Below are 26980 nucleotides of genomic sequence, written 5' to 3'. Positions count from 1 at the left end.
ATGAAACCGAAAAAGCCCGCCGGCAAGGCTGCCTCCCGTTCCTTTTCCATTGCCCGCAAATCGGTTGCTTTGACCATTGCCGGATCCGATCCGAGCGGCGGTGCGGGGCTGCAAGCCGACTTGAAGGCGTTTCAGCAAAACGGCGTCTACGGGATGAGCGTGGTGACCTTGCTGACCGTTCAGAACACCGTCGGAGTCAAACGTGTCGAAGTCATGCCGGTCGATTTGGTGGCGGAACAACTCGAATGCGTCTTGGAAGACATCCCACCGCTGGCGATCAAAACGGGCGCGCTCGGCAGTCCGGCAATCGTCCGCGCGATTGCGGAACGCTTGGAAACGTATTCAGGCGATTTGATCGTCGACCCGGTCTTGATCAGCAAGCACGGTGATCTGTTGGGCGACGGCAGCATGACCGCTGCGTACCGCGAGCACCTGTTTCCAATCGCCACCCTGATCACGCCGAATCGCTATGAAGTCGAAGCGATCCTGGGGCGGAAACTGACCGATCTGGATTCCTTTTGCCAGGCCGCCGATGACCTGCATCAGTTGGGACCAAAGTATGTGTTGATCAAAGCCGGGGTGATCGACGGGGATCGGCAGCACATCCTCGCCGACGATGAACACGTGACTTGCATCGGCGTCGCAGACGTGCCGGGAAACCATGGTCACGGTGCGGGCTGCAGTTTGTCGGCGACCATCGCGGCACGTTTGACGTTGACCAGTCCCAAGCACCCGCATGCCCTTCGGGTGAATTCCGCGGTGCAAGGTGCGATCTCCGCCGTTCACACGTCGCTGGAGCTATCGCCGCCGCTGGGCCAAGGCTGCCGCCCTGTCGAGCATCGTGTTTTGCACGCGGGAAAGAATGCCGGCAGGGCTCAATGACAGGCTGGACGTTTAACCCACTTCTGTTTCAGTCAACACCGTCGCGTCGCCGATTGGCGGCAAGGCTTTCGCGGCGCCGCGGACTTTGACGTATCCGGAGATGGCGACGATGATCGCCGCCAGCAGCACCAGGATCTTGATCCAGGTGGCTTTCTTGTCGCGGATCGGTTGCAGTTTGGCACTTCGTCCGACCAGGGCCGCGGCGATGAAAAAGACGGCCAGCGCCAGCAACATCTTCGTGCCCACCAGGGCGTGGTAGAGTCCGTCGCCCTGGTGTGCAGGAATGGCCCGGTAGTAGTTGTACAGTCCGCTGACGAGAAACAGCAGCACGCCGATGTGGACGAACCGCTTCCACCGCGACGTGATCGCCGTGGCCAATTGGCGGTGCGGTTCGTCGCCCAGCTCTTTGGCCGACGGCATCAACACGAACGCGGTGAACACGCTTCCGCCGACCAGAGTGATCGCCGTGCCGACGTGAACGATGCGTGAGAGGATGTCGAGAATTTCCATGGGATCGCTTTGGACGGGTGGAGTGTCTGCGGAGAGCTACGGTAACCGCACCAAAGGAGACCACTTTAACGACGCACTGGACATGACGGAAGACGATCGACGCGAGCCTCACATCGCATCATCGACGCGGCCTCCATCGGCGGCGGGAAAGAACTTCTCCAGTGTCGTCGCGTCGGGCTTGGGGGTGACCAGCGACACGATCACGGTCGCAAGCGTCGATGCGATGAAGATCGTCGCGACCGGCATCGTGTGGATCGTGCTGCCGCCCAGCGTGAAATCGACCGACCAGTTTTCGATCGCGCCGAATTGGCTGGCCGAAAACAGCCAGAACCACACCGAGGCCGCGGTCAACACGCCCGCGTAGGCGCCCCACTTGGTCAACCCACGCCAGTAGATGGCCAAGAACGCCAGCGGGAACAAGCTGCTGAATCCGCTGAAGCACCAAATCCCCAGTTGGAACACGCGGGTCTGGGCGATCGTGGTCAAGCTGAGCAGAAACGTTGCCAAGACGACGGCGATGATGAACCCACGCGAGATCAGGATGATCTGACGATCGCTGAAGCGGTCTTCGCGACTGTAGTGGACCACAATGTCTTTGGTGAACATGGTTCCGATACACAGGAACTGGCTGTCCAGGCTGGACATGATCGCGGCCAAGATGCCGGCCAACAGGAACCCGCCCAGGACATCGCCCGAAAGCGACTTGACCATGAATCCGAGCACCTTGTTGGGATCGCTGGCGATCGGAGGTGGGATGTCGATCAAGCCCGTCGTCGCCCAAACGCCGATCAACACGCAAGGAATCCAGACGATCAAGATGAACACCGGGTGTGCGACGACAGACAACTTGAATGCGTTGGCGTCCCGGGCGGTCAACCAGTGCTGAAACAGGTGCGGAAACATGCCGACCGAAAACGGAATCAACATGTACGTCAAGAACAACCAGGGATCCATTCGTTCCCGCGTGCGAAATTTTTCGGGCGCTTCGACGGTGGCGAGTTGGTCCGAAAGGGTGACTTCGGCGCGCACCCGCCGCGCCTTGGGGATTTCTTGGGAGACGATGTGCAGTGAATCCATCAGCCCCGACGGTGGCTCGGTACGCACGACGCGCTGGCCGTCGCGGATCTCATGGGCACGTCCGCTTTCAACCGATTTGGCGGCCAAGCCCGTCGCGATCAAATAAAACGCAACGACACCCAGGACCATGAAGACAATCGTCTGGAATGTGTTGGCCCAAGCGGTGCCCCGCATCCCACCGAAGAAAACATACACCAGCACGACGGCGCAGATCACCAATTCGGTCAACCACGGCGGAATGCTGCCCGATTCGGTCAGCATCAGGAAATCGCCACGCGTCGCGCCTTCGATCGCCTTGCCGGCCGAGATGATTCCGACCAACAGATAGGGGATGACCAGCCCAACGAGAATCGGGAACAGCAGCAAGCCGATCTTGTCGCTGCCGAGTCGATCGCGAAAAAATGCGATTTGTGTCGTGTAGCCGTATTTCTTTCCCCACGACCAAAGCTTGATGCCCAGCACGAAAAAACAGAGCGAGTGAATGATGCCCGACGAGGACGCGAGCATCGCGTAGACGCCCACCCCTTCGGCAAACGCTTCACCGGTCGATCCGACCAATGCGAACCCCGTCATTGTCGTGCCGAAGAGTGACATCAACAACAGAAACGGGCCGATCGAATGGCTGGCCAGCAGGTAGTCTTTTGACGTGCCGCGAAACAGCCGCGAGGAAAACAGCCCCAAACTGACGAGCGCCGCCAGATAGACGCCGATGATTAAAACTTTGATCACTCCGGGGCTCATGACACGGCCTCCGAATGCTCGGTTTCGGATGCCGATTTTGTGACGCCTTCCAAATCGCTGGGCCAGGCGAACTTCGTCGCCAGAAACCAAACCACGCTCGCCGCGATAGAGATCCCGGCGTGATACGCCAACGTGACCGGCATGAATCCGAACACCAACCGGTCGTTATCCCAGTTCCAGAGATCCTGGTGCAAGACGACCAGAAGGACAACAAGTCCCCAAACAAGATATTTCATGAAGTGTGATTTGGAAGGTAGAAGGGTTCGTTAAGGTGGGGCAACGCTGTGAAGCACATTTTAGCGGAAGGGCCCGAGACCCATTGAGTACTTCACAGCGTCAAAGGTGGTGGCAGTGCAAAATGTTAACGGTCGTCTCGCTCACTTGCCGCCGGCCGGAATGCCGCGACGGTGACGTTGTCGATAAAGATCTCTGCGTTGGTGGCGTTGCCGAACAATCCGGGACTGCCCTGGGTGTTGGGCGCGGGGTCGGTCGCGGTCAAGGTCCAGGTATCAGGTTCTTCCGTTCCCCGCGGCCAAACCTTGCCACGCAAGACGAGCTGTCCCTCTTCGTTGGTGGCTTGAAATTTGATCGAATACCACGTGTCGGCTTTCCAAGCGAACGAAACACTGCGCGCCATCCGGTTCTGCGCCGGCCAGGTGCGAATTTGTAGCTGCTGGTTGGTGCCCATCAAATCCAGCGTGTAGCGTTGGGCGATCAGACCGATGTCGGGCAACTTGGACGCCACCGCTGCTTTGACGTCCGCGGTCACGGTGTAGTCGTGCATGTCAGTCGGTCCCATCCAAGACTGGCTGCGTGTGCCTTTGGGAATGGTGGTGATTTTGACCAACGCCGGGTCGCCATCGATTTTGCGAGGTTCGTGACGATAGCGGGCGCCGATCCAAGTCATCGGAACTTCGTTGTCGCTGAAGTCGAATTGCCAGGGCAACGGAGGGACGACGCGCAATCGGGATGTCGCGACGCGGTCGCCGATGCGCGCGGTCACAACGGCGGCGGTGTGGCCAACGACTTCGCTGGACGCGAGGAAATTCTGGTCGGCATCGACTCGCCCATCGCCAGACACTTCAAACGTCGCGTTTGCCGGAGTTTCCAAACGCTGCCCGATCGCGTTGTACGCCACCAACCGCAGGGGCAGCGCCGCGCCCGGGACTGCGATGGCTTCGGCGGGGATCAATTGCAAGTGGTTGATCGTGGTGTCGGTGACGGCCGGTCGAGGCTGGGCGTCGAGCGTCGACGCGATTGCGTTTTCGCCAGATGCGGTGTCCTCGGCCTGCTCGCTGGCCAAACAGTACAGGCCTTCGGTGGTGGGCAGGTACAGCCGGCCTTTGGAAACAGCCAAGGAACCGCCGACTTCATGACCGCGCGGCAAACGCGACTTGTAAACCGATTCGATCCCGTCCTCGGTCGGCTTGAGAATGTAGAAGTAGCCGGTCGCGGTGCAGGCATAGATCTTTCCGTCGGCGTAGATCAGACTGCCACGCATCGAAGTGCCGAGTTTCAGTCCGTCGCCGATCTCGTTGCCGGTTTCCGCGTCGAGCACGTGCAGGTGCGAGGAATCCTCGACCACGTAGAGCCGACCGTCGACCAACAAGGGCGAACTTTTGCCGACCGTCAACTCGGGTGTCCGCCAGACTTCGGCCGACGCCGAATCCAGGCTCGCTCGTGTGGCATCGATCCGGACCACGGCGCCCATCGCGGTGCCGGTCGGGTTTTCTTCGCCGTGGGCGGTGTAAACTTGGCCGTTGTCATCGACGACGGCCGACGTGTTGATACCGCGTCGTGAAATCGGCTGACTCCAGAGGACCTTGCCGGTTCGCGGTTGCATGCCATACAGGAATCCGTCGCCCGCGCCGGCAATCATCACGTCTTGCCCGTTGATGGTTGTGATGATGGGCGTGCTGTAGGTGGTGTCTTCGGGCAGCGGTCGGGTGCTGGTGATCCAAGCGAGCACTCCCGTCGCTTTGTCAAAGGCAAGGAAGCGGTGCGCGGGTCTGGCGGTTTCGTCCCAGCCCGTCGTGACGCCACTGATGATCACCAGGTCCTCGAACACCACCGGCGTGTTGGTGCGGCCGCCGTAGGTGCTGAGCATTCCGAATTCTTCGCTCAATGACCGGGACCACAGCGTCTGGCCGGTTTGTCCGTTCATCGATTGCAGCAGGCAACAGGCACCGAGCGCGTAGACATTGCCGGTGTACGGATCGCAAGCCACGTTGGACCAACCGATTCGCTCGGCGGGCACGTCTGACAAGAACACGTTGTAAACGTTTTCCCAAAGTTGCTCTCCCGTGTTCGCATCCAGGCAGATGACCTTTTCGGCGTCTTTGGGGGTGCCCGGTTGATCACGAACGATGGTGTAGAGTCGTTCGTTGAAGATGACGGGGGTGGAGATCCCGCCGGCTTGCGGGTTCTTCCATCGAATGTTGCTTCCCGATCCGCCGGACCACTTGACGTCGTCGACCAGTCCCGACGCCTGTGCGATTCCGTTTTGATTCGGGCCACGCCACTGTGTCCAGTTGGCCGAGTCGTTCGCAGCGGCAATTGGCAAAAAGAATGAAACGCAAAGGCAGCAGCTGAGAACGGTCGGGTAGCGTTTGAGTGGCATGGAGGTGCTTGGTGGCGGGCTGGGGAACACGCGTGAGAGACAAACGCCGAGGAAGTCGCGATGCAGGGCTGCACGCCGAGAACACCACCCGCGGACGGTTTGTCGTGACGTTGCCGGTCGAATGCACGAATCGTGCCAAGTCGGGCTGTCGCTGCATTAGCTGTAGGTCACGCTGTGCGTGACGGAAGCTCGAAATGTCATGCGTCACCCGGTAGCGTGACGCCGTGAAGTACGTCTCTCCGCGTGTTTGACGGTGTTTCCAAGCTGGCACCGGACGGCTCGCGCCGTTCCGCTACCATCTTCAGGTGTTTTTTGTTAGCGACAGGCCGCGAGCCCTCCGGTTTTTCATTGCTACCCAAACACCGGAAGGCTCCCACCTACCGCCAATCAATGCTTCGCAGCGTTGCCTACCGCCGGAACACCATCGCTGGCGATTCGGACTGGAAAATATTTTTCCGGCGATGGCAGTTTCTTTGCCGGATTGCGATGCTGTTGGACCGTCGTGACGGTTTGTCGCGACGGTTCAATCCGCCCAGGCAGACTGGATGATGGAAAAACCATTGCGGTGTCGATCGGCCCAGATCAGAATCGGACGCGCCGCCGCTGCAGCAATTGACATTGGTACGCGATGTGCCTTGCAACTGGCGATCATCATTACGACCCCATTGGATGGAGCGGATGAGTTCTGTTGTCTTGCCACTGTCGCTCCATGAAACATGCGCTGCACCTCGAAATACAACCCCAGCCCAACGATTCAAGTTGTGGTCCGACATGCTTAGCGGCCGTCTATGCCTACTGGAATGACCCCGTCGACATTGGCCAGCTGATCGGTGAAACGGGTGGCGGCAACGGCTCGGGGACGTTGGCGGTTCAACTGGGGTGCCATGCGCTCCAGCGAGGCTACGACACCGAGATCACGACGTATAATCTGCATCTATTCGATCCGTCGTGGTTTGATCCGACCAGCGGCACCGCCGAGGCCGATCGATTGTCCCACAAGCTGCGTCAGCAGCTGGAGGCTAAACGTTGCCGCAAGGACATCGATGTGAAGCGTTTCGAAGTTGCGACGGGATACTACCTACAGTACCTCCGGCTGGGCGGGCGCGTGCGGATGCAGCGACTGGACGATCATTTGATCACGAAAACGTTGACCGCAGGCGTGCCAATTCTGTGTGGCTTGAGTGCAACCTACCTGTATCAGGAATCACGGGAGCGCCCCCAACCGCTTGATGCGGACGGACGCAGCAGTGTTGCAGACGACATTGGCGGCGATCCGGTCGGGCATTTTGTGGTGCTGCATGGATACGACCGTGTTTCGGGCAATGTTTTGATTGCCGATCCGTTGCACCCCAATCCGTTCGCACCGACGAACAATTACTTGGCGCCGTTGTCGCAAGTCACGTCGGCCATCTTGCTGGGTATCGTCACGTACGATGCCAATTTATTGACTTTGGAACCCGCTGCGTCATCAGAAAGGATTTTGGATTGAACATCGTGCTTGTTGCCGAAACCGCCGACGATTGGCTCGGGCGGTTTGAGGGCGTTCAAACCATTGACCCAGGCGAATTCTTGTCCAGTCCCAATGGAAGCACTCCACGTGGGGCCAGGGTTTACAACCTGTGTCGATCGTACGCCTACCAAAGCCTCGGTTATTACGTGTCGTTGTTGGCCGAGGCGCGTGGGCAACGTGCGGTGCCCGATGTCGTCACGATCCAAGACTTGCGGGGGACCGCCGCGATCCGGCTGATCCCGCAACATCTGGAGGAGCTGATTCAAAAGTCGTTGCAATCGTTGACGACCGACAGCTTTGTGCTGAGCGTGTACTTCGGTGAAAACGTCGCCAAAAAGCATAGCCGGCTGGCCAAAGAGTTGTACGCGTTGTTTCAAGCTCCGCTGTTGCGATTCAAGTTCACCCGAGGCAGCAAGTGGCGGCTGCGTGGCGCGTCGGCGATCGCATTGAACGATGTGCCCAAGCACCACCGTCAATTCGTTGCCGATGCCGCACAGCGGCACTTCACTCGCCGGAGCACCGTTCGCACGAAGCGTCAGGTGACGCGCTACGACATGGCGATCTTGCATGACCCGAAGGAAGGCGAATTGGCACCGTCGGACGAAGCCGCGTTGAAGAAGATGGTCAAGGCCGCAGCGAAAGAAGGCATTGCGGCGGAATTGATCACGCGCGAAGACACCGGGCGATTGCTGGAGTTCGACGCGTTGTTCATTCGCGAAACGACCGCGGTCAACCATCACACCTACCGCACGGCCAGGCGTGCGCAAGCGGCGGGGATGGTCGTGATCGACGATCCGCTCTCGATCTTGCGCTGTTCCAACAAGGTCTATCTGGCCGAATTGCTCAATCGAGCCAAAGTGCCAACGCCGCGAACCATCGTGGCCCATCGCGGCAACGCCGATGAAGTCGCCGGGCAACTCAGTTTTCCGTGTGTGTTGAAACGCCCCGACAGCGCGTTTTCGCAAGGCGTCGTCAAAGCCGAAAATGCCGACGACCTGAAACGCCGTCTGGACGAATTCTTTTCCGATTCGGAACTGCTGATCGCCCAAGAGTACATGCGCACCGACTTCGATTGGCGGATCGGGATCCTCGATCAACGCGCCGTGTTCGCCTGCAAGTACCACATGGCGCGAGGGCACTGGCAGATCGCCAACCACGGTTCCAAGGGCACCAAGCCGAAATTCGGCAAATGTGAGACCTTGCCCGTCGAAACCGCCCCACGAAAGGCCGTTTCGGTGGCGCTAAAAGCCGCCAACTTGATCGGTAACGGACTGTATGGCGTCGACGTCAAAGAATCCGACGGTCAGTTCTATGTCATCGAAGTCAACGACAATCCCAACCTCGATTCCGGAATTGAAGACGCCGTGCTCCGCGATGAACTGTATCGACGCATCATGGAGTCGTTCACTCGACGCATCGAAGTCCAAAAGCAATTAGCCAACTCGAGATAATCATGTCAGACCGTTTGAAGTTGTTCGATGCCTATGGCATTGAACTGGAATACATGTTGGTCGACCGCGACACGCTCGGCGTGCGTCCGGTCGCTGATGTGCTGTTGGCGTCACTGGCCGGCGGTGAATTGACGTCGGAATATGAATCCGGACCGATCACCTGGTCGAACGAATTGGCCTTGCACGTCATCGAGCTCAAGACGACCGAACCGGCGACGAAGATTCGCCCTTTGCCGTCGCGGTTTGAAAAGGCGATCCGCGATCTGGGGCCTGCCTTGGACGCGCTGAACGTGCGATTGATGCCGACGGGGATGCATCCCTGGATGGATCCCGTCGCCGAGACCGCGTTGTGGCCGCATCAGTATCACGAGATCTACAGTGTCTACGACAAGATCTTTGATTGTCACAGCCATGGCTGGGCGAACGTGCAAAGCGTTCACCTGAACCTGCCGTTTGACGATGACCAGGAATTCGGCCGGCTGCACGCCGCCGTGCGATTGGTGCTGCCGCTGCTGCCGGCGCTGACGGCCAGTTCACCGGTGGTCGGTGGCAACTATTCGGGGCAGCTCGATTCGCGGATGAAGTTTTATGCCGAACACTGCAGCAAAGTGCCCTCGTTGGTCGGCGACGTGATTCCCGAACCGATCTATGATCAGGCCACTTACCAGGCGGAAATCATGGATCGTCTGTTCGCTGACATTCGTCATCACGATGCCGACGGAGTGTTACATGGAGAGTTCCTCAATGCGCGGGGGGCGATCGCCCGATTCGACCGTGGATCGATCGAGTTGCGGGTGATGGACGTGCAGGAGTATCCCGGTGCCGACGTGGCGGTCTGCGCCGCGGTCATCGCGTTGGTGAAAGAACTCGTCTCGGAATCCTGGACGTCACTGGACCAGCAAAAAAACGTCCCGACTTCATTGCTCCGCGGTATCCTCAACCACGTGAGCGAGCAGGCTGAAAACGCCAAGATCGAATCGCCCGACTATCTGAAGCTGTTCGGTTATCCTGGATCCAGTTGCCGCGCCGGTGACTTGTGGGCGTTCCTGCTTGACCGGATGAAGCGAAACGATGAAGTGCTCGATAGTCTGTTCGCACCGCTGCAGGTGATCACCGACCAAGGAACGCTGGCGACGCGGATTTGTGCCGCACTGGGCAAGAAATTTACGTTGGACGACTTGAAAGACGTTTATGACGAAGTCGCCGATTCGTTGGATCATTGGGAACCCTTCCAACCGTGACACGAAAGTGTGCCGCAGGGAACCCGACGCCAAGTATTCCGCCGCACCTTGGTTTTCGGGTAGGCGGTAGTGGACGAGGCGACGAGTCCTCTGCCAAGATGCCGACTGCAGAGGACTCGTCGCCTCGTCCACTACCCGGAAATTGAGCTGCGAAAGATTACTAGATCATTCAACGGCAAACCGGTTGATCGCCAACGAACGTCAATGAATTCGATGCCCTCTGCAAACTGCGATCAGAGTTACGTCGTGACGTGCGAACATGGTGGCAACCAGGTTCCGAGCGAGTTTGCCGATGCGTTTCGCCGCGGCGATGCGATGGCCTGGCTGGCCAGTCATCGCGGTCACGACCCAGGATCGTTGACGGCCGCGATGCAGTTGGCAGAACACTTGAACGTCGATCTGATTTCATCGACCACCACGCGTTTGTTGGTTGATTTGAATCGATCTCTCGATCACCAGATGCTGTTTTCCAAATTCACTCGCGACCTGGCCGACGAGCGGAAGCGGTTGATCTTGGATCGCTATTATCACCCCTATCGAAATGCAGTAGGAAATGTGATTGATTCGATCGTCGATCAGGGCCAGACGGCCATCCACTTTTCCGTCCACACCTTTACGCCTCGGATCGCTGGCGCTTGGCGACCGATTGATATCGGATTGTTGTTTGACCCCGATGCCGGCGGCGAAGCGGAGTATTGTCGCCGCTGGCGACAGCGGTTGGTGCAGCGTTTTCCGAAACGGCGGGTCCTGATGAACCAGCCGTATGCCGGAACCGCCGACGGGCTGACGACGGCGATGCGGCAACGTTACGATTCGCGGCGATACTTTGGCATTGAGATCGAAATCAACCATCGATTCTTCAAACGATCGCCCGAACACCAACGGAGAGTCGTCGAGGAATTGATCGCCGCCGGTTGGGATGACGCGCCGAACGCTTAGCGACCAGTGGTCCATCATTGTTTCCTGCTTCGTCGCTGACTTCGCCAGACAGCCGTGATGAGACAGGGATGGCGGCCGCGTAGGGGCAAACTGTGCATGCCATCGGTCCGTCAGGCACAGCCTGACCTACATCTGCTGGCGTCGCCAGAGGGCGGAACGTTCACGTGCCGGTCGCTAACGCGTCGCGTTGGAGTGGACGGCGGGTGCTTGGTCACTGCCAGGCTGCGAAGGCGTCGTCGAGCAACTGCAGGGGAGAAGCGTCCGATGAGGTCTCTTCACCGTTTTCTCCACTTGATTCGGATGGCGTGGTTGCCGAACCACTGTCCGATGAACGGACCGCTTCGGCACTCCATCGGATTCCTTGCGTTTGGGCATTCGAACTTGTCAATAACGACAAGGGGGCCGAGTCGTTTTCCGGCTCGGCAACCGATTTGGCACCTGTCCGCAGCACGTCCGAGGACGCGGCAAGCGCAGGACTGGCTGCTAACAAGACGGGACTTTCGGGGCCGTTCCAATCACCGGCCAGTGGAGTCCATCCCGCGTTTCCGCCGGGGCCGAATGCGAAATATTGGTCGGAGGCGCCGGGGGTGAAGGTGTCCTTCAGATGGAACAGCGAGATGTCGGGCTGATACAGACCGATCGTGTCGGTAGCGTCACCGTTCCAGTCGCCCGCCAAGGGTGTCCAACCGGCGTTTCCACCGGGGCCGAACGCGAAGTAATGATCCGAGGCACCGGGCGTGAACGAATCCTTCAAGTGGAACAGCGAGATATCGGGTTGATACAGCCCGATGGTGTCGACGCCGTCGCCGTTCCAGTCACCGACCACCGGGATCCAGCCCGCATTGCCGCCCGGGCCAAATGCGAAATAGTAATCCGACGCCCCGGGGGTGAAGGAATCTTTGAGGTGGAACAGCGAAATGTCGGGTTGATACAGACCGATCGTGTCGATGCCATCCCCGTTCCAGTCACCGGCCAACGGAATCCAGCCCGCGTTGCCGCCGGGGCCAAAGCTGAAGTAGTGATCCGATGCGCCCGGCGTGAACGAATCCTTCAAGTGGAACAGCGAGATATCGGGTTGATACAGCCCGATGGTGTCGACGCCGTCGCCGTTCCAGTCACCGACCACCGGGACCCAGCCCGCGTTGCCACCCGGTCCAAACGCAAAGTACTGGTCCGACGGGCCGGGGGTGAAGGATTCCTTGAGATGGAACAGTGAAATGTCGCCTTGGTAAAGTCCAATCGTATCGAGCTTGAATTCATTCGTCGTCTCCGTGCGGATGCCGGCGTCGACGTTGAGCAGCGTTTGGCCGCCGCCAAAATCAAGCAGGGCGGTGGCCCCGGTCGCCGGATCGACATCGCTATCGATGGTGGTGTCGGAGCCGACTTGCAGCAACGTGAATTCTTGGCCGCTGGGCACGTTGTCGAAACGAACCTGGTAATTGCCTGAGGGCAAATTGTAGAACGAATAAAAACCGTTGCTATCGACTTGCATCGAATCGATGGCGACGGAATCTTGCAGCAACACGGCGGTGATATTCTCGACGGGCTGATCGCCTGCCTCGCGCAGACCGTCTCCATCGGCATCTGAGAAGACGCGTCCGGAAACACTTCTCAAGCTCGGATCTGGGAATTCGGTTCCGGATGGAATGACATTGATTTGCGAAATCGCGGCCTGGGCAAATTCGGAAAACGGGACCCCGAACACGGTGCCGGTGATTGAGATCCCCAGTGTGCCAGACAAGCCGCGTGTGGGGAAATCGATGTCCGTAACCAACGTCGCAGTGAACTCACCGTTTTGGATCGGTTGACCGGCGACGGTTCCGGTCACCGTGCCGGGAAGGTGATCGGGGCCGACACTGTCGACCTGCAACGTATTGGGACTGACGCCGGCGACGATCGCCAACGGAGGCGTCGAGTTGGTCGTCTGGAACGTGGCGACGACGTTGAATCCATCGACCTGTCCACTCGCCTGGCCGGAGCTTGTCACTTCGACGTTCGTCAGACTGATGTCTTCGGGACCGTCGAGTGCGGGATCGAGTACCACCGCGTCGAACCTCAACACGGCGTTGCCGGAAAGCTGAAGTCCATTTTCATTGGTGTCAACGCTGAAGGTCGTGTCGACGGGTATCAGGCCGGCAGCCAACAGTGTGCGGGCCTCTAAACGCTCAAACCGATTGCGACGACGCATGGGGAAACCTCGTTGTTCTGCATTGAGATCAAAATCCCCGATCGGCAGGTATGCCAATGAGATGGCAGACGAGACGATCGGGCAACCACTGAAATCGCATCCGAACCAGTCGCCTTATGCCCCATCAGAAACAGAGTGACGCGAATGCATGGTTATACTCACGCCGCGCACTCGATGCGAGCGACCGGAAAAAAAACAGCCAATTTGTTCGACGACGGTTCTTCCATCGAATCGCCTGATGGTCTGCCGCTGAACGCATCGGATTCCACGCTCGTCCCGTCGCAGCCGAGCTCACCAATGACTCCGGCGGCGAGAGTTGGATGTCCTGGCAGCATCAGCCGCTCAGCTGAGTGCGTCGTATTGCTGGATGTCTTCTCGAAGGCCTTTGGAAAAGTGCCCGAACTCGCTGCTGTTGACCAGCAACTGGGCACCGAGGTCGCGCCGCTTTTGCATCTCTTCAAGCCCCATCGTCGGACCGCCAAACGCGACGCCATGTTTTTTGCAGGCCGCGGCGACCGCATCCCAAGCTTGGTCGATCGTCATTTCGCCGGATTGACGCAACCGCAGTCCCAGATCACCTGGACCGACAAAGATCATCTCGACGCCCTCGACCGCCGCAATCGACTCGACATTGTGAACACCCTCGGGCGTTTCGATTTGAACACAAAGAAAGGTTTCGCGGTTGGCCCATTGGGCGTAGTGGTCGGGGTCGTGAACATGAAAGTCGGCGTCCAGTCCGGCGTTGTCGATCCCGCGGTCGCCCAGCGGCGGGAACTTGACCGCGTCGACCAACATCCTGGCTTTCTCGGCCGTCGAGACATGTGGGATCAGCAAGCCCGTCGCGCCGTCTTCCAGGTACCGATAGAGCCCCGTTTTCTCCAGCGTTGGCGGCCGCAACATGACGTCGATGTCGTACAAGTGCGAGAACGCCAGCAACGCCTGGGTTTCGTGGATCGACAACGCACGGTGTTCCAAATCCAGCCAAAGGCAATCGTACCCGGCACGCGCGGCATGACAGACATAGGCGGGGATATAGTGCCCCAGCACGCAGGTTCGGATGGCTTCTCCATTGCGGATGCGTGCCAGTGTTTTGCTTTTTCTCATCAGGGTGGGTTACCGGGCAGGAAGGATCAAACCGAAAGCCGCACGAATGTCGGCGTCCGCATTTTCGTCTTGCAACGGTGCGATCAACAATGGGGCTGGCCGGGACCGGCGTCAGTTTTTTCATCAGCTCCAATAGGACGTGGGGTGGTGGCGTCGGCGAGAAGCATGACCGTTGGCAGTGGAGGGAGAACACTCGCGATCACGCTGGCATGGGTGGGTTCGTCAAAATTATTTCAGAACGCTCAAAGGTCGCGGAGGCAGCGGGTACACTAGGACGCTTTCAAACTTGTCGATCGCGGATGGATCATGAAAGTCACACCGTTTATTCTCGTCTTGGTTATCGGTTTGTCACTTCATCAGGCCTTGCGGCCGAGGGGGCTGCGGGCTGATGACATCACGCGTCGGCCGAACATTGTGTTGATGATGGCCGACGACATGGGGATGGGTGACACGAGTGCGTATCAGGATTTCACCGGCAACGGGGATGACGTCCAGGTCCACACACCACACATGGAACGGCTGGCCAGAATGGGTGTGCGGATGACCGATGCCCACACGCCTTCTTCACGGTGTTCGCCGACGCGTTACGGGTTACTGACAGGGCGATATCCGTGGCGCAATCGGTTGAAGTATTGGGTGTTGTTTGGCGCCCAAGGCGACCCGATGATCGAAGCGGATCGACCGACGATCGCATCGATGTTACGCGACCATGGATACGCGACCGGGCTGGTCGGTAAGTGGCACGTGGGGCTGCGCTATCGCCGCAGCGACGGTTCACCGGCGGCCGAATGGAGCGACGCCGATCTGCGCCAGCCCTTGTTCACCACTCCACTGGACCACGGTTTTGATTTCGCCCGATTCACCTCGCGGTCTCATGGAACGTCGGGTCCGGATGCGGGTACAAGAAATGCGAAGAAGCGAAACGGCCCCCGGCAAAGCGTCGGGCCGGGGCACATTCACGGTCGGACCGCGATCGCTGCGACGGCCAATGGAAAACAGCTTGCCGCCGACGGCCCGGCCGCGTATGTGTTGAGCGAGTTGGGCAGCCGTCACTCCGATCACGCCATCGAGTTTCTGGAGCAACAGACGCGACCCGGCCGTGGCTCAAGCAAGCCGTTCTTTTTGTATTACCCGTCCAATTCCAATCACGGGCCGTACACCCCGGACCATGCGATTGATGGCAAGCCGGTCGCAGGCGCTGCCCGCACGAAGTCGGGCGATCCGATGGACGCGCGGCACGATTTTATTTACGAGAATGATGTCGCGCTGGGGCGGTTGCTCGACTGGTTGGAAAAGACGGACGATCCCCGGCACGCCGGCCGCAAGATGATCGCGACCACCCTGGTGATCTTTATCAGCGACAATGGCGCGGAAAAGAACAGTGACATTGCGACCGGACCGTTTCGTTCGCACAAAGGATCGATCTATGAAGGCGGCCACCGTGTCCCCTTCATCGCCGCGTGGGCGGCGGGAGGCATCGGTGACGGTGATGTGACGACGCCCGGCCAAACCGTCCACCAACCCATCGGGCTCCAGGATCTGTATGCAACCGTCGCGGAAATCGTCGGTACCGACCTGCCAGATTTAAGCCGCGGTGAAAAAGGCGCCGAAGACAGTTTCAGCGTCCTGGCGGCACTCCGTGGAGATTCAATCGCCGCCCGCCCGCCGTTGTTCTTCAACGATCACAAGGAAGCCAAGGGGGATCCGGCTGCGGTCGCCATGCGTCTTGATTCGCCCACGATCGACGGCACAACCTATGACGGGCAGTGGAAGCTGTTTTTTGATGCCCGTCTGTTGCGCGCCGGACAAGCGCACCCGTACGAACTGTACGACTTGGCGGTCGACCAGTGGGAAACCAATGATCGGATTGATGATCCAACGCTTCAGCCACTGATTCATTCCATGACAGAGCAAGCGTTCTTGCATCGCAACGCCGGCGGCCATCGCATGGTGCCGATCGCGGCCACGAAGCGAGCGACGATTGACTTGCATGCCGACGGGGCGGTCGCCAGGCAGATCGACGGCAAGTCGGTCGCTGAAACGGTGGTCGACGTCGGTGGCACGCCGTTGACGATGGTGATGGAAGCCGTGGCGGGCGAACGAGCGTCCGCGGAGCCGGCATTCCGCGCCGCTGCAGTCGGCTTAGGGATCCACGGCGGCCGTCCGGGCAAAGTTGATCAGCACGAAGCCATCGTGCTCAAATTCGATCGTGACGTGATCGTAGAATCCGCCGCGATCGTGGCCGGGCAAGACGGTGTCTGCGGCGGGTTTTACCGAGTCGGTGAGGGGGCACCGTTGGCGATCTACTGCGTCGATGCCGATCTGGACGCCAAAGACCAAAGTGGTTTGCTCAGCGACATCGGGGTGCTGCAGGCCGGGGCGTCGTTGCGATTGGACAGCAGCCCGCACTACGGCGTCGAAGCCGCCGGCAGCTGGAGTCTGCAACACCTCACCGTTCGATTGATCGAACACTAGCGGAAAAGGGGTCAGGCCTCTTTGTTTAGGGTCGGGCCTGGTTAAGGGTCGGGCTAATTCGAATCTGGAGGATCAAATCATGCCACGAGCGCCTCGGGCGGATGAAGCGGGCGGCTTGTACCATGCTCTCAATCGCGGCAACCTTCGCGCGGAGATCTTCCACAAGGACGCCGACTATGCCGCGTTCGAAAAGATTCTCGGTGAAGCGTTGGCGATTCACCAAGTCGAACTGTTCGCGTACCAACTAATGCCCAATCACTACCACCTTGTGGTCAGACCGTTGGTCGACGGTGAAATGAGTCGGTTCATGGGCTGGGTCGGCGGAACGCACACGATGCGTTATCACGCCCATTACCAAACCGGGGGAATGGGGCACGTTTACCAGCAGCGTTACAAGAGTTTTCCGATTCAGGACGACGATCACCTTCTGGTCGTTTGCCGATATGTTGAACGCAACGCGCTTCGCGCTGGCCTGGTCGGCCGGGCAGAGCAGTGGCGCTGGGGTTCACTCTGGCGTTGGCATTTCAAGCGAGACTCAAATCCGCCCCTGCTATCGCCGTGGCCGATCTCTCGATCCCCTCGGTGGGTCGATCGCGTCAACGAAGCTCTGTCGGAGAAGGAGCTCGAGGCGGTTCGGCGCTGTGCCCAGCGTGGCGCGCCACTGGGTGATGAAGGCTGGGTTGAATCGATCGCCCGCCGTCTGAACCTGGAGTCAACCATGCGGCCGCGAGGGCGACCGAGGGTCCGATTCCCGTCTACGAAGGACGGAAAAGAGGCCTGACCCCTTTGTTGAGGTGGGGGAGTTCTTCTTCGTCGCCGGGGATTTCGCCTGGGGTTAGGTGGGGCGAGGCTTCGAGGTGCTCGGCGTCCATCAGGCCGGCGACGCGTTGCAGGGTCGAAAGGATTTGTAGCCGCTCCCACTCTTCCAGCGACGAGAGCGCGTCGCGAAAGCGGTCTTGAAGCAGTGAGGGTGAATCCTGCAGGACCTGTTCGCCTTTCAGTGAAATCTCGATCATGACGGAGCGTTTGTCGTTGGCGCTCGGCTTTCGCAGGATCAGCTCCCGTCGCTCCAGTCGCTGCAAAATGCCCGACACCGTCGCTTGACTGAGATGCACCGCGCGGGCGATCGCTTTGGGGGAGGCGCTGCCGAGACGCTGGGCTTCTTGCAACACGGCCAGTTGGGGGCCTGTGAACCCGTGGCCGTTGACCAATTTGCGTGAATGCAGATCGACCGCCCGAATGATCTGCCTGATCGCCGCAACGATCTGGTCCTCATGAGTCAACAAATGCTTCGATCCCAAAGTGAATGAAATGAGACGCGTCTTCCACCGTCACCACTCAATTTAGCTCAATCGGTGCCGGGGGGAAATTTCAGGCCGGTTCAGGCGTTCAGTTCGGTGGGAAAACGCGAGGTTGACGCCGCCCGGGAGCCGTCCATAGACTCTCGCCGAACACAAAACTGCTTTCAGCTCAAACCAATTTCTGTTAACCTACGCGACTCGTCCAGAGTGGCTAGACCGCAAGTCGACGATCGTTTCCCTTAGGCAAAACCAGATGGCACCCGACGAATCCCTGCACGAATGCAACTCCCAAGACGACGCGGTTGGCCCCACCGAGGTGAGGTCAGAAGATACCTGTGCTGGCGGGTATGTTCGGGGGTTGGGGGTGTCGTGGAGGTTCGGGATGAGTTGATCGACTGGCAGCAACGGTGGCAGTCGGAAGGGGATTTTGCCTCAGCTCGTCAATCAATGCTCCCGCGTGTTGAGCGTGACTGGAGATTGCCAGCCGCATTAGAGCGGCAAGATTTCCGACGAGTAGTTGGAGCGACTGAAATCGGGGCTTCAGCACTGGGTCGATGGAGGCCGGAAAGGGCACCTGAGCTGGTGTGTGTTTCTGTTCGGCAAGCCATCAAGGCATACTGATTGAGTCGGTGTTCCGAAATCAGCAGACTGATAAGCCCGGCACGTTTTCAGGCACGTTCCATTTCCTTTCTCGATTGATTCTTGAGCCATACGACTACTACTCAACGCCCCACCACATCCCGTGCCGAGCAGCTGCCGCGCGTGGTGATCGGTCCGCACTGTGAGATGCACCCGGTCGTTTTGCTTAGGAGTGCTGCGATCGTGTTGGCGGTCGCGTTGCTGTGTTTCGTGTGGCCGGCCAACGAGTTGCAGGATGCGTTTGTTGCCGTTTGCAAGGCGATCAGTGAAGGGCCGGTCGCCACTGCCTTGCTCGATGGCGGAGGCCTGGACGCATTGCAGGCCGCATCGATTGCGGCCGCACATCCCTTGACGTTTGTCTTGTTACTGGCCTGTTACGGGTTGGTGACGTCGCTTCACAGAGATTCACAAATCTCTTCCACACCACTTTCCTCCTAAGGAGACATGACGATGGAATGGTCGGATTCACTACACAAAACTTACGAAGTCAAACAGATCGATGGCGACGGCACCGTGTTGGAGTCGTTTCCGGTGGATGCCAAAAGCGGCGAAGCTGCCGCCAAGCAACTGGAAAACCTGGCCGACGGGACTGAGAAGATCACCGTCTGTTTGGACGGCGCGCCGATCAACGAGATGGGTGTCGACTATTGGCTCAAACGCGTCCGACGCCGCTAGGCGAGAAGCCCGCTTTCATGGGGATGTTAGGTCAAATGAACACTCGCCGAAATCGCCGCGGCGCACGGGCACTGGGTTGCCCGATGCTTGCTGGCATGGCTGCGGCCGCGCTGTTGCTGCTTGGAAGTCCGCTGGCGACGTGGTGCTCGGTTGCGATGGCAGCCGAGCCCGAATCGGAGTTGCCGCCTGACCCGGAGTCGCCGCCTGCGCTGGCGTTTGTCGAACCCCAGTTGGGCGTCTTGCGTGAGGGTTACTTCACGCTCGAGTGGTCGGCGGTGGACGGGGCGGTGTCGTACCGCGTCCGCGACCGTGCCGACGAGATCGTGTATCAGGGCGTCGCGACAAAATCGTTTCAGTCCGGGTTGAGCGACGGGGTCTACCGGTATCGTGTCGAAGCGATCGGCGATGACGGACAAGTCCTCGCGACCTCTGAACCGGCGGTGGCGACGGTCAAGCACTGGGGCCTGTTTCCGTCGCTGGGTTTGTTTGCGATTGGGGCGGTCGTTGTTTCCGGAATCGTTTTCGTCATCCTGCGCGGCCGTTGGATCGAAAAACAGATCGCCGGAGTCGACGCTGGCGTGTCGTCGATACCAACCTCGATCGAATCGGGGGACCAGTCATGACGATCGCAGAGATGGGAACCGAAGGGATCTCGACCGTGTTGATCTATTCCGAATCAGTCGACGCCGGTCGCATTCTCAGTCAAGAGGCCGGCTACGGGATGCTGCTGTTGTTCGGATTGGCGTGGATCGGTCTGGGCATTTGGTGGGGCCGCCGGGCGACGTCCTACGACGGTTTTGCCGTCGCGGGCCGCAACGTCGGATTGGCCCTCGGCACGGCGACGGCGGTGGCGACTTGGGTGACATCCAACACGACGATGTTGGCGCCGCAGTTCGCGCTGCAATTGGGCATTTGGGGTGCATTGGCGTATTCGACGGCCAGTTTCGGATTGTTCGCGTTTGCTCCGCTGAGCGGCAGGATTCGTCGCTTGATGCCGCACGGCTACACGGCGGTCGAATTTGTTCGGCGTCGTTATGGGCGTTTGGGCTCGGTCCCGTTTCTGATCATCTCGCTGTTCTACGCGATGACGTGGTTGATCTCGATGGCGATGGCGGGCGGCAAATTACTTAACGCACTCTCGGGCATTCCGTATGAGGTCGGGATGACGGTCGTGTTAGCGGTCTGTGTGCTGTACACGCTTTTTGGCGGCATGTACGCCGTCATCGGCACGGACTTTGTGCAAAGCATCATCATCCTGATCGGTTTGGTGGTCGTCGCGATCGCGGTGCTGCTGCATGTCGACATTGCGGACGTTCATCATCAGTTGCAAGACGATCGACCGATGCTGTTGTCGGTTCTGTTTCCGGCGGCGTTGATGGCACTGTTTAATAATATGTTGTTTGGTTTTGGAGAAATTTTTCACAGCAACGTGTGGTGGAGCCGCGCGTTTGCGATGCGTGAGGGGGTCGGGCCCAAGGCGTATTTGCTGGGCGGGTTGCTGTGGTTGCCCGTTCCGATCGTCGCCGGTTTTTTGGGCTTGGCCGCGCCGGCGCTGGGGATCGGAGTCAGCCAACCCGACACGGTCGGGCCGTTGGTCGCCGCGACGTTGTTGGGCACCGGCGGCGCGTTGTTAGTGTTCGTGGTGGTGTTTTGCTCGCTGGCATCGAGCATCGACAGCTTGTTGGCTGCGACAAGTGATTTGGTCGTCAACGACATCGCCGAGCCGCTGGCGAAACGGATCACGGGCAGCCGCGCCAGCGACGCGATCAAGCGGCGTTGGTCGTTGTTCGCGATCATCGGGTTGGGGGTGGTCACCTGGTGCGCCGCTTATCCCAACGTGGGCACCCTGGCGACGGTTCTTTTTTTTGCCGGACCGATGGTCGGAAGTTGTATTTGGCCAATCATCGGCGGTCTGTATTTTCGTCGTTCCAGTCCGATCGCGGCTTGTGCGTCGATGGTGGTCGGCACGTCACTCGGGTTGGTGGCGTATTTTGCGATCGGATGGTTTGTCGCTTCATTGATCGGGGCGGCGACTTCCGGTGTGGTGTTTTTGATAGGGATGTATTTGTACCCCGATGACTTTGATTTCCGATTGTTGTCTGATTCGCCAGGAACGCCGCAAGCAGGCCGTGGCGACGACGGCGGCCCCATCGACCCCAATGGACGAGGTGTTATGGTTGGAGATATCCCTAAGGGAGGTGAAACGCGATGATGTTTCCCCTCTGGTTTCTGGAGTTGATTGTGGTGGGTGGACTCACGCTGTGTGGCGTGGGTGCGGCGGCACTCATCGTGTTTTGGATCCTCGACTTTAAAGAAAAAAGAATCTGGTAGACCCGTACTGATGATGAACACGACACAAAAGCGCCGTGCGTTGACGGAGTTCGCGACCAATTCGAAAGGCCGCAAATTGGATCCCAAGGATCTGCTCGCACACACCGACATGCAAGTCGACTGGGAGACGCTGCACAAGCTTGCGGGCACGTCGATCGTCAATCCGCGGCAGTTCGATCGCGAGACCGTGGTGGCGATCGCCCAGTTGGCCGCGTTGTTGGAAACGCGGAATGTGGAGATGAAGAAGCCGCTGGACGGGAAAATCGCGATCACGGCGTTTTTCGAAGCGAGCACGCGGACGCGATTGTCGTTCGAAAGCGCGGTGCTTCGATTGGACGGAAAGGTCCTGTCGGTCCCCGACGGACAAGTCACCGGCATCGCCAAGGGCGAGTCGTTGGCCGACATCGGCGAGATGTTCAATACCTACGGAGATGTCGTTATCATGCGGCATCCCGAAACCGAAAGTGTCGAGGAGATTCAAAAGAATCTCGAGCGTCCGCTGATCAACGCCGGCAATGGCAGCGGTCATCACCCGACGCAGGCGCTGTTGGACTGGTACACGTTGCTGAAGTGGCGGCCGGAGCTGAGCGACCAGTCGTGTCCAGACGACAAGAAAATCCATTTGGGAATTGTCGGCACGCCGGGATCGATGCGTGCGGTCAAGAGTTTTCTGCGTCTGTCGCTGATGTTCGTTAACGCGGTTTCCAAAATCACGTTGGTTTCCGAAATGGCCGACCCGGTTGGGTTGGATTTGACCGAGCCGATTGAAGAGTCGCCGATTCCGATTGAGATCACCAATGATGTCCAGCAGGTCTTGCCGACACTGGATGTCGTCTATGTCAACTCGATCGCATTTCTCGGTGACAGCTACCGGAATCTGGACAGCCGGTACGCGTTGGATGCGTCGAGCAATTTGCAACCGGGGGCGGTGATCATGCATCCGCTCGCCCGCAACGAGGAACTGTCCGAGGATTTGGACGAATCGGAACACAACCTTTATTTCGCCCAAGCCGCGGGCGCCGTGTTCGTCCGTCAAGCCGTGTTGGCCGCCGTCTTGAATCGGCTGGACCGGATTTCGGAACTTTGCTAACGACACCACGATAGAGATTAATACGGAAGGCACACATGTGCGGAATCACTGGATTTTGGAATCCCGCGCGGACGAACGAGCGCGAGCTGCGTTTCACGCTAGACCAGATGTTGGACGTTTTGGACCATCGCGGCCCCGACGAACGGGGCAGCAAGTTTTTTCTCGATCAAGGTCTCGCCCTGGGGCACACCCGCCTGTCGATCATCGGCTTGGATCACGGGCACCAACCGATCGAGACCCGCGACGGTGACTACGCGGTCACGGTCAACGGGGAATTGTATGGTTACAAACGCGAGCGAACTCGGTTGGCGTGTCAGTCACTCGCCAGCGACGGAAAGAGCGACAGCGCGATCACGCTGCCGTTGTATCTGCGGCACGGATTGTCCTTCGTGGAACGGTTGCGTGGGGAATTTGCGATCGTCTTGTACGACCATCGCGAGAAACGATTGATTCTGATCCGAGATCGATTCGGCATCAAACCGCTGTACTACGCCGTCAAGGACGATGGGATTGTGTGGGGATCGGAGGTCAAGTCGATCTTGAAGCACCCCAGCGTCGTTCCGCGACTGTGCCCCAAGGCTGCGATCCACCAGATGATGCAGGTCATGGTTCCGGGAACGACGGCATTCGAAGGTGTGCAAGCGCTTCAGCCGGGTCACATGCTGATCGTCCAACGGGTGGGCGATCGATTGGTGACCGAATCGAAGCGTTGGTGGGATCTAGAATTTCCCACGTCACACGAATCCGGTGCGGATCCGCAAGAGTATGTCCAGGGCGTCCAGGACCGCTTGATCGATGCGGTCGCGACCCGATTAGAAGCCGACGTGCCGGTGGGGTGTTACCTGTCCGGCGGTATCGACAGTTGTTCGATTTTGGGTTTGGCGACAACCCTGCAGCAATCGCCGGTCAAGGCGTTCACGATCGCCTTTGACAGCGATGAATATGACGAATCGAACATCGCCAAGTTAATGGCCGAACGCACCGGTGCCGAACAAGAGCTGTTGCGGTTGACGGAAAAGGAACTCTACGGGCCGGCGTTCGAGCGGGCGACGTGGCACGCCGAGCGGACGTTCTACAACACCCTGGCGGTGGCGAAGTGGCACATGAGCCGACGCGTCCGGGCCTGCAACTACAAAGCGGTCATCACGGGCGAAGGCTCCGATGAATTGTTCGGCGGTTATCCGTTCTTCAAACGTGATTGGCTGGGACGCGAAAAAGGGGAAGGGGGTATTTTTGCCGGCGCCATCTTGGCCGAAGAGGACCAGTTGCATCCGGCCTGGCAAGACCTGTGCGGTTTTACGCCGTCGTGGATTCAACCCTGGATGCTGACGCTGCGCGCGGCACGTTCGCTGCTCTCGGACGAGTTGATCGATTTGTTGGAGACCTACGACCCGGTCGCCGAAGTCGCCGCGGCGATTGACCCCGCTCAAGTGCGCGGCAGACACCGTTTGGATATCTCGCAATACACTTGGAGCAAGACGATGCTCGAAGGCCAGATCCTGACCTGGGGCGGTGACCGAATGGACATGGCCAACAGCATGGAAGCCCGACCGGCGTTCCTGGACCATCATCTGGCCGAGTATGCGGTGACGATTCCGCCGGACATCCGCATTCGTGACGGCGTCGAGAAATGGGTGTTGCGCGAAGCGATGGTCAACGTGTTGCCCAGGGAACTTTACGAACGAAAGAAGTTCGCGTTCATGGCGCCGCCGGCGCACACCGATCCGGTCAAACGAAACGCCGTGCAGGAGATGATCGATCACTGGTTAACGCCAACACGTATGAACGAGTTGGGGATTTTGAACCACGAACGTGTTGATCAGTTTATTACCCAGGCATGGCGCGAAACCGACGGCACGATTGCGCGTCGAAATGACATTCTGATGAACCACGCGTTGCAGCTGCACATGCTGCAGGGACAGTACGTCGAAGGCATGCCGCTGCCGACGGTCGATTAACGATGAGAACTCCATGGACTTGAGCGTCAACCTAGAACGAATCAAAAACGACATCCACGAACTTGCCCAGATCGGTCGCTGTCGCGACGATCGTGGCATTTACCGGATGGCGTTCACCGATGCGGACATGGAGGGGAAACGCTGGCTCAAGGATCGGATCGAACACGCCGGGTTGGAGCCTCGGACTGACGGCGCCGTGAATGTTTCGGCCGAGTTGTCGGGGGCGACCGACCAGGCGAGAATCTTGGTCGGGTCGCACATTGACACGGTGCCGTGCGCCGGAGCTCTGGACGGGACACTGGGCGTCATTGTCGCCTTGGAATGCCTGCGTTGTCTTCGCGAACAGGGCGTCGTGCCCGAGCGGACGATCGAATTGATTGCGTTCAGCGACGAAGAAGGACGCTTCGGCGGGATGTTCGGGTCTCAGGCGGTGTGCGGCCAATTGAACCCGGACGTGTTGGCTACGCTTTCTGACTTGGACGGCGTTCTACTGGGCGACGAGCTGCGGCGGCATGGATTCGATCCCCTCGGTGCGCTCGACGCGGCTCGCGACCCCGAGACGATTGCGAGCTATTTGGAGTTGCACATCGAGCAGGGCCCGGTGCTGGATCGCGGTCAGAAATCGGTGGGCATTGTCGACGAGATCACCGGGCTGTTTACCTGGTCGGTCAATCTGAAGGGCGAAGCGAATCACGCCGGAACGACTCCGATGGAGATGCGGCACGACGCTTTCATGGGCCTTGCCGACTTTGCCTCTGCCATCCCCCGGATCTTGGACGAAAACGGCAGTGCGCGAAGCCGTGCGACGATCGGCAAGGCGCAGATCTTGCCGGGTGCGGCGAACACGGTTCCAGGGATCGTCGAGTTTTCGCTAGACGTGCGGGACACCAGCCCGGAAACGCTGGCCGATCTGGGCAACGCCTTTCGCAAGGCGCTTTCGGCCATCGCCCGTCGCCGGAATTTGATGTTCGAATTCCAGCAAAAGAGTTACTTGCCGCCGGTCGCCGCCGACCCCGCGATCGTCAAACGGTTGCTCCGCCAAGCCGAGCGGTTGGAACTGACGCATCTGCAAATGCATAGCGGGGCGGCCCACGACGCGCAAATCATGGGTAGCATGGTTCCGGTTGGCATGATTTTTGTCCCCAGCAAGAATGGACAAAGTCACTCGCCGGCCGAATGGACCTCCTGGACAGACATCGAAGCCGGGGCCAACCTGATGCTGCATTCCCTGATGGATCTGGCAAACGGATGAGGCCATGTCGCCGGGCGTGAGCCTGGAAATGAGTTTGCTTCATCCAACACGCTTTCTCGGTACTGAAAAAATAGGAAACACGACGCATGAACCATGATCCCTCCCATGTCGATCCGCTCAAAGACGTTTATCACGACGCGATCGTCGATAATCCCGAGCGACAGGAATTGTTGGTCGAGGGGCACACGGCGTTGTTGTGCATCGATATCCAGTATCTCGACGCGGCGCGCGGGCATGGAGTGTTTCGCGATGCCGAAAATAGTGGCGTTCCGTTGGAGGCCCAAGAGTACTACTTCGACCGGCTGGAGCGTTTGGTGCTGCCCAATGTGAGACGGTTGCAGGATGCATTCCGGGCTCACCAATTGGAAGTGATTCACACGCGCATTCAGGCACTGACACGCGACGGCCGCGACCGCAGCAAGGGGCATCGGCGGTTGGGCTTGCTGGCCGCACCGGGATCGCGTGACGCGGACTTTTTGGAGATGGTGGCGCCGGACGAAGCGCGGGACGAGATTGTGATCAACAAGACGGCCAGCGGAGTGTTCTCCTCGACCAATCTGCATTATGTCCTGAATAACATGGGGATCGAGTCGCTGATGGTCGTCGGTGTGTACACGAACGAGTGCGTGGAAACGACCGTCCGCGACGCCTGTGACCTGGGATACTTGGTGACCGTCGTCGAGGACTGCTGCGCGACGGTGACGCCCGAGTTGCATGAAGCGTCTTTGGCGACATTGTGTGACCGCTACGCCCGCGTGGCGCGTCTGTCGGACGTGTTGAAAACGATCCGCACGGCACTGCCATCGGAAACGCCGGTGGATGCGTGACCCGCACCACTGGATCGAACCCGGTGCAGCAAAAAACGCGGTGAATTGCTGATCAAACGGAGCCGTTGTCGCCCCGACGGGGGCCGTCCGCAGCCTGGCAAGCGTGGTTCCGTCACGACACACTCGACGGTCTGAACGATCGATTACAATCGGGCCTGTCAGGCATACG

The 26980-nt window shown here is 59.1% G+C and carries 23 protein-coding genes; 16 read left to right on the top strand and 7 right to left on the bottom strand.

Features of this window, described 5'->3' with window-relative positions; genetic code table 11:
- Entirely contained in the window at positions 1-882 is an 882-nt protein-coding gene (thiD, locus tag TBK1r_RS12385; protein WP_145210741.1) for a bifunctional hydroxymethylpyrimidine kinase/phosphomethylpyrimidine kinase, read from the top strand.
- A 12-nt stretch (positions 883-894) separates the two neighbouring features.
- On the opposite strand, the gene TBK1r_RS12380 is transcribed toward thiD, so the two are convergent.
- The 4 genes from TBK1r_RS12380 to TBK1r_RS12365 all read right to left on the bottom strand — a co-directional run bounded on the left by TBK1r_RS12380 (position 895) and on the right by TBK1r_RS12365 (position 5830).
- Positions 895-1392 carry a hypothetical protein gene (locus TBK1r_RS12380; protein ID WP_372895881.1) on the bottom strand — a complete coding sequence of 166 codons (498 nt, stop codon included), beginning with the start codon at positions 1390-1392 and terminating at the stop codon, positions 895-897.
- A 108-nt stretch (positions 1393-1500) separates the two neighbouring features.
- Complete coding sequence (locus tag TBK1r_RS12375; protein WP_473772506.1) at positions 1501-3198, bottom strand: sodium:solute symporter family protein; 1698 nt, start codon at positions 3196-3198, stop codon at positions 1501-1503.
- Positions 3199-3206: 8 nt separating this feature from the next.
- Complete coding sequence (locus TBK1r_RS12370) at positions 3207-3446, bottom strand: DUF3311 domain-containing protein (protein WP_145210736.1); 240 nt, start codon at positions 3444-3446, stop codon at positions 3207-3209.
- Between the two features lie 125 nt (positions 3447-3571).
- A complete protein-coding gene (locus TBK1r_RS12365) occupies positions 3572-5830 on the bottom strand; it encodes a PQQ-like beta-propeller repeat protein (RefSeq protein WP_145210733.1) in 2259 nt (752 codons plus the stop codon).
- A gap of 709 nt (positions 5831-6539) precedes the next feature.
- Between TBK1r_RS12365 and TBK1r_RS12360 the strand changes: the two genes are divergently transcribed.
- From TBK1r_RS12360 to TBK1r_RS12345, 4 genes are all read left to right on the top strand, one after another.
- Complete coding sequence (locus TBK1r_RS12360) at positions 6540-7319, top strand: cysteine peptidase family C39 domain-containing protein (protein ID WP_145210731.1); 780 nt, start codon at positions 6540-6542, stop codon at positions 7317-7319.
- 5 nt (positions 7320-7324) lie between these two features.
- Positions 7325-8791 (top strand): RimK family protein, encoded by a 1467-nt coding sequence (locus TBK1r_RS12355; RefSeq protein ID WP_419581558.1) that lies wholly within the window; start codon positions 7325-7327, stop codon positions 8789-8791.
- 2 nt (positions 8792-8793) lie between these two features.
- The gene (locus tag TBK1r_RS12350; RefSeq protein ID WP_145210725.1) at positions 8794-10032 is read left to right on the top strand and encodes a carboxylate-amine ligase; all 1239 of its coding nucleotides are present in this window, start codon (positions 8794-8796) and stop codon (positions 10030-10032) included.
- Positions 10033-10245: 213 nt separating this feature from the next.
- Positions 10246-10971 carry an N-formylglutamate amidohydrolase gene (locus TBK1r_RS12345; protein WP_145210722.1) on the top strand — a complete coding sequence of 242 codons (726 nt, stop codon included), beginning with the start codon at positions 10246-10248 and terminating at the stop codon, positions 10969-10971.
- Positions 10972-11182: 211 nt separating this feature from the next.
- On the opposite strand, the gene TBK1r_RS12340 is transcribed toward TBK1r_RS12345, so the two are convergent.
- Complete coding sequence (locus TBK1r_RS12340) at positions 11183-13159, bottom strand: SdrD B-like domain-containing protein (RefSeq protein WP_145210720.1); 1977 nt, start codon at positions 13157-13159, stop codon at positions 11183-11185.
- Between the two features lie 342 nt (positions 13160-13501).
- A complete protein-coding gene (locus tag TBK1r_RS12335; RefSeq protein ID WP_145210717.1) occupies positions 13502-14263 on the bottom strand; it encodes an HpcH/HpaI aldolase family protein in 762 nt (253 codons plus the stop codon).
- 306 nt (positions 14264-14569) lie between these two features.
- Here TBK1r_RS12335 and TBK1r_RS12330 point away from each other — a divergent pair, with 306 nt between their 5' ends.
- Both TBK1r_RS12330 and TBK1r_RS12325 read left to right on the top strand, forming a co-directional pair.
- Positions 14570-16738: a sulfatase family protein gene (locus tag TBK1r_RS12330; RefSeq protein ID WP_145210714.1), complete on the top strand. Its 2169-nt coding sequence runs from the start codon at positions 14570-14572 to the stop codon at positions 16736-16738.
- A 79-nt stretch (positions 16739-16817) separates the two neighbouring features.
- The gene (locus TBK1r_RS12325; RefSeq protein WP_145210711.1) at positions 16818-17519 is read left to right on the top strand and encodes a transposase; all 702 of its coding nucleotides are present in this window, start codon (positions 16818-16820) and stop codon (positions 17517-17519) included.
- Here the strand turns inward: TBK1r_RS12325 and TBK1r_RS12320 are convergent.
- Positions 17494-18021 (bottom strand): MarR family winged helix-turn-helix transcriptional regulator, encoded by a 528-nt coding sequence (locus tag TBK1r_RS12320; protein ID WP_419581275.1) that lies wholly within the window; start codon positions 18019-18021, stop codon positions 17494-17496. The two genes, TBK1r_RS12325 and TBK1r_RS12320, sit on opposite strands and share 26 nt — an antisense overlap.
- Positions 18022-18741: 720 nt before the next feature.
- On the opposite strand from TBK1r_RS12320, the gene TBK1r_RS12315 reads away from it, so the two are divergent.
- The 9 genes from TBK1r_RS12315 to TBK1r_RS12280 all read left to right on the top strand — a co-directional run bounded on the left by TBK1r_RS12315 (position 18742) and on the right by TBK1r_RS12280 (position 26811).
- Positions 18742-19116, top strand: a complete 375-nt coding sequence (locus TBK1r_RS12315) for a BCCT family transporter (RefSeq protein WP_419581274.1) — start codon at positions 18742-18744, stop codon at positions 19114-19116.
- Between the two features lie 12 nt (positions 19117-19128).
- Complete coding sequence (locus TBK1r_RS12310; RefSeq protein WP_145210705.1) at positions 19129-19353, top strand: hypothetical protein; 225 nt, start codon at positions 19129-19131, stop codon at positions 19351-19353.
- Positions 19354-19388: 35 nt separating this feature from the next.
- On the top strand, positions 19389-19976 hold the full coding sequence (locus tag TBK1r_RS12305; protein WP_145210702.1) for a hypothetical protein: 588 nt from the start codon (positions 19389-19391) through the stop codon (positions 19974-19976).
- Between the two features lie 98 nt (positions 19977-20074).
- Positions 20075-21565 carry a sodium:solute symporter family protein gene (locus TBK1r_RS12300; RefSeq protein ID WP_473772519.1) on the top strand — a complete coding sequence of 497 codons (1491 nt, stop codon included), beginning with the start codon at positions 20075-20077 and terminating at the stop codon, positions 21563-21565.
- Positions 21562-21684, top strand: coding sequence for a hypothetical protein (locus TBK1r_RS38550; RefSeq protein ID WP_261344177.1), 123 nt, complete (start codon positions 21562-21564; stop codon positions 21682-21684). The genes TBK1r_RS12300 and TBK1r_RS38550 overlap by 4 nt, the downstream gene beginning before the upstream one ends.
- A gap of 10 nt (positions 21685-21694) precedes the next feature.
- On the top strand, positions 21695-22774 hold the full coding sequence (locus tag TBK1r_RS12295) for an aspartate/ornithine carbamoyltransferase family protein (protein ID WP_419581273.1): 1080 nt from the start codon (positions 21695-21697) through the stop codon (positions 22772-22774).
- A gap of 35 nt (positions 22775-22809) precedes the next feature.
- The gene (gene asnB / locus TBK1r_RS12290; RefSeq protein ID WP_145210699.1) at positions 22810-24732 is read left to right on the top strand and encodes an asparagine synthase (glutamine-hydrolyzing); all 1923 of its coding nucleotides are present in this window, start codon (positions 22810-22812) and stop codon (positions 24730-24732) included.
- A 19-nt stretch (positions 24733-24751) separates the two neighbouring features.
- On the top strand, positions 24752-25984 hold the full coding sequence (locus tag TBK1r_RS12285) for a Zn-dependent hydrolase (protein WP_145222523.1): 1233 nt from the start codon (positions 24752-24754) through the stop codon (positions 25982-25984).
- 86 nt (positions 25985-26070) lie between these two features.
- Positions 26071-26811, top strand: coding sequence for a cysteine hydrolase family protein (locus TBK1r_RS12280; protein ID WP_145210696.1), 741 nt, complete (start codon positions 26071-26073; stop codon positions 26809-26811).
- The last annotated feature ends 169 nt before the right edge of the window (positions 26812-26980 follow it).

It is taken from the genome of Stieleria magnilauensis, assembly GCA_007753675.1.
GTDB classification, from domain to species: Bacteria; Planctomycetota; Planctomycetia; order Pirellulales; family Pirellulaceae; genus Stieleria; species Stieleria magnilauensis.
Note: the sequence above shows the minus strand (reverse complement) of the source record. Positions and strands in the feature narration are given on the sequence as shown.

What these genes read in the sequence shown, in the direction of transcription:
- thiD (WP_145210741.1), top strand. Translation starts at nt 1, where the DNA reads ATGAAACCGAAAAAGCCCGCCGGCAAGGCTGCCTCCCGTTCCTTTTCC.
- TBK1r_RS12380 (WP_372895881.1), bottom strand. Translation starts at nt 1,392, where the DNA reads ATGGAAATTCTCGACATCCTCTCACGCATCGTTCACGTCGGCACGGCG.
- TBK1r_RS12370 (WP_145210736.1), bottom strand. Translation starts at nt 3,446, where the DNA reads ATGAAATATCTTGTTTGGGGACTTGTTGTCCTTCTGGTCGTCTTGCAC.
- TBK1r_RS12365 (WP_145210733.1), bottom strand. Translation starts at nt 5,830, where the DNA reads ATGCCACTCAAACGCTACCCGACCGTTCTCAGCTGCTGCCTTTGCGTT.
- TBK1r_RS12360 (WP_145210731.1), top strand. Translation starts at nt 6,540, where the DNA reads ATGAAACATGCGCTGCACCTCGAAATACAACCCCAGCCCAACGATTCA.
- TBK1r_RS12350 (WP_145210725.1), top strand. Translation starts at nt 8,794, where the DNA reads ATGTCAGACCGTTTGAAGTTGTTCGATGCCTATGGCATTGAACTGGAA.
- TBK1r_RS12345 (WP_145210722.1), top strand. Translation starts at nt 10,246, where the DNA reads ATGCCCTCTGCAAACTGCGATCAGAGTTACGTCGTGACGTGCGAACAT.
- TBK1r_RS12340 (WP_145210720.1), bottom strand. Translation starts at nt 13,159, where the DNA reads ATGCGTCGTCGCAATCGGTTTGAGCGTTTAGAGGCCCGCACACTGTTG.
- TBK1r_RS12335 (WP_145210717.1), bottom strand. Translation starts at nt 14,263, where the DNA reads ATGAGAAAAAGCAAAACACTGGCACGCATCCGCAATGGAGAAGCCATC.
- TBK1r_RS12330 (WP_145210714.1), top strand. Translation starts at nt 14,570, where the DNA reads ATGAAAGTCACACCGTTTATTCTCGTCTTGGTTATCGGTTTGTCACTT.
- TBK1r_RS12325 (WP_145210711.1), top strand. Translation starts at nt 16,818, where the DNA reads ATGCCACGAGCGCCTCGGGCGGATGAAGCGGGCGGCTTGTACCATGCT.
- TBK1r_RS12310 (WP_145210705.1), top strand. Translation starts at nt 19,129, where the DNA reads ATGGAATGGTCGGATTCACTACACAAAACTTACGAAGTCAAACAGATC.
- TBK1r_RS12305 (WP_145210702.1), top strand. Translation starts at nt 19,389, where the DNA reads ATGAACACTCGCCGAAATCGCCGCGGCGCACGGGCACTGGGTTGCCCG.
- TBK1r_RS12300 (WP_473772519.1), top strand. Translation starts at nt 20,075, where the DNA reads ATGCTGCTGTTGTTCGGATTGGCGTGGATCGGTCTGGGCATTTGGTGG.
- TBK1r_RS38550 (WP_261344177.1), top strand. Translation starts at nt 21,562, where the DNA reads ATGATGTTTCCCCTCTGGTTTCTGGAGTTGATTGTGGTGGGTGGACTC.
- TBK1r_RS12295 (WP_419581273.1), top strand. Translation starts at nt 21,695, where the DNA reads ATGATGAACACGACACAAAAGCGCCGTGCGTTGACGGAGTTCGCGACC.
- asnB (WP_145210699.1), top strand. Translation starts at nt 22,810, where the DNA reads ATGTGCGGAATCACTGGATTTTGGAATCCCGCGCGGACGAACGAGCGC.
- TBK1r_RS12280 (WP_145210696.1), top strand. Translation starts at nt 26,071, where the DNA reads ATGAACCATGATCCCTCCCATGTCGATCCGCTCAAAGACGTTTATCAC.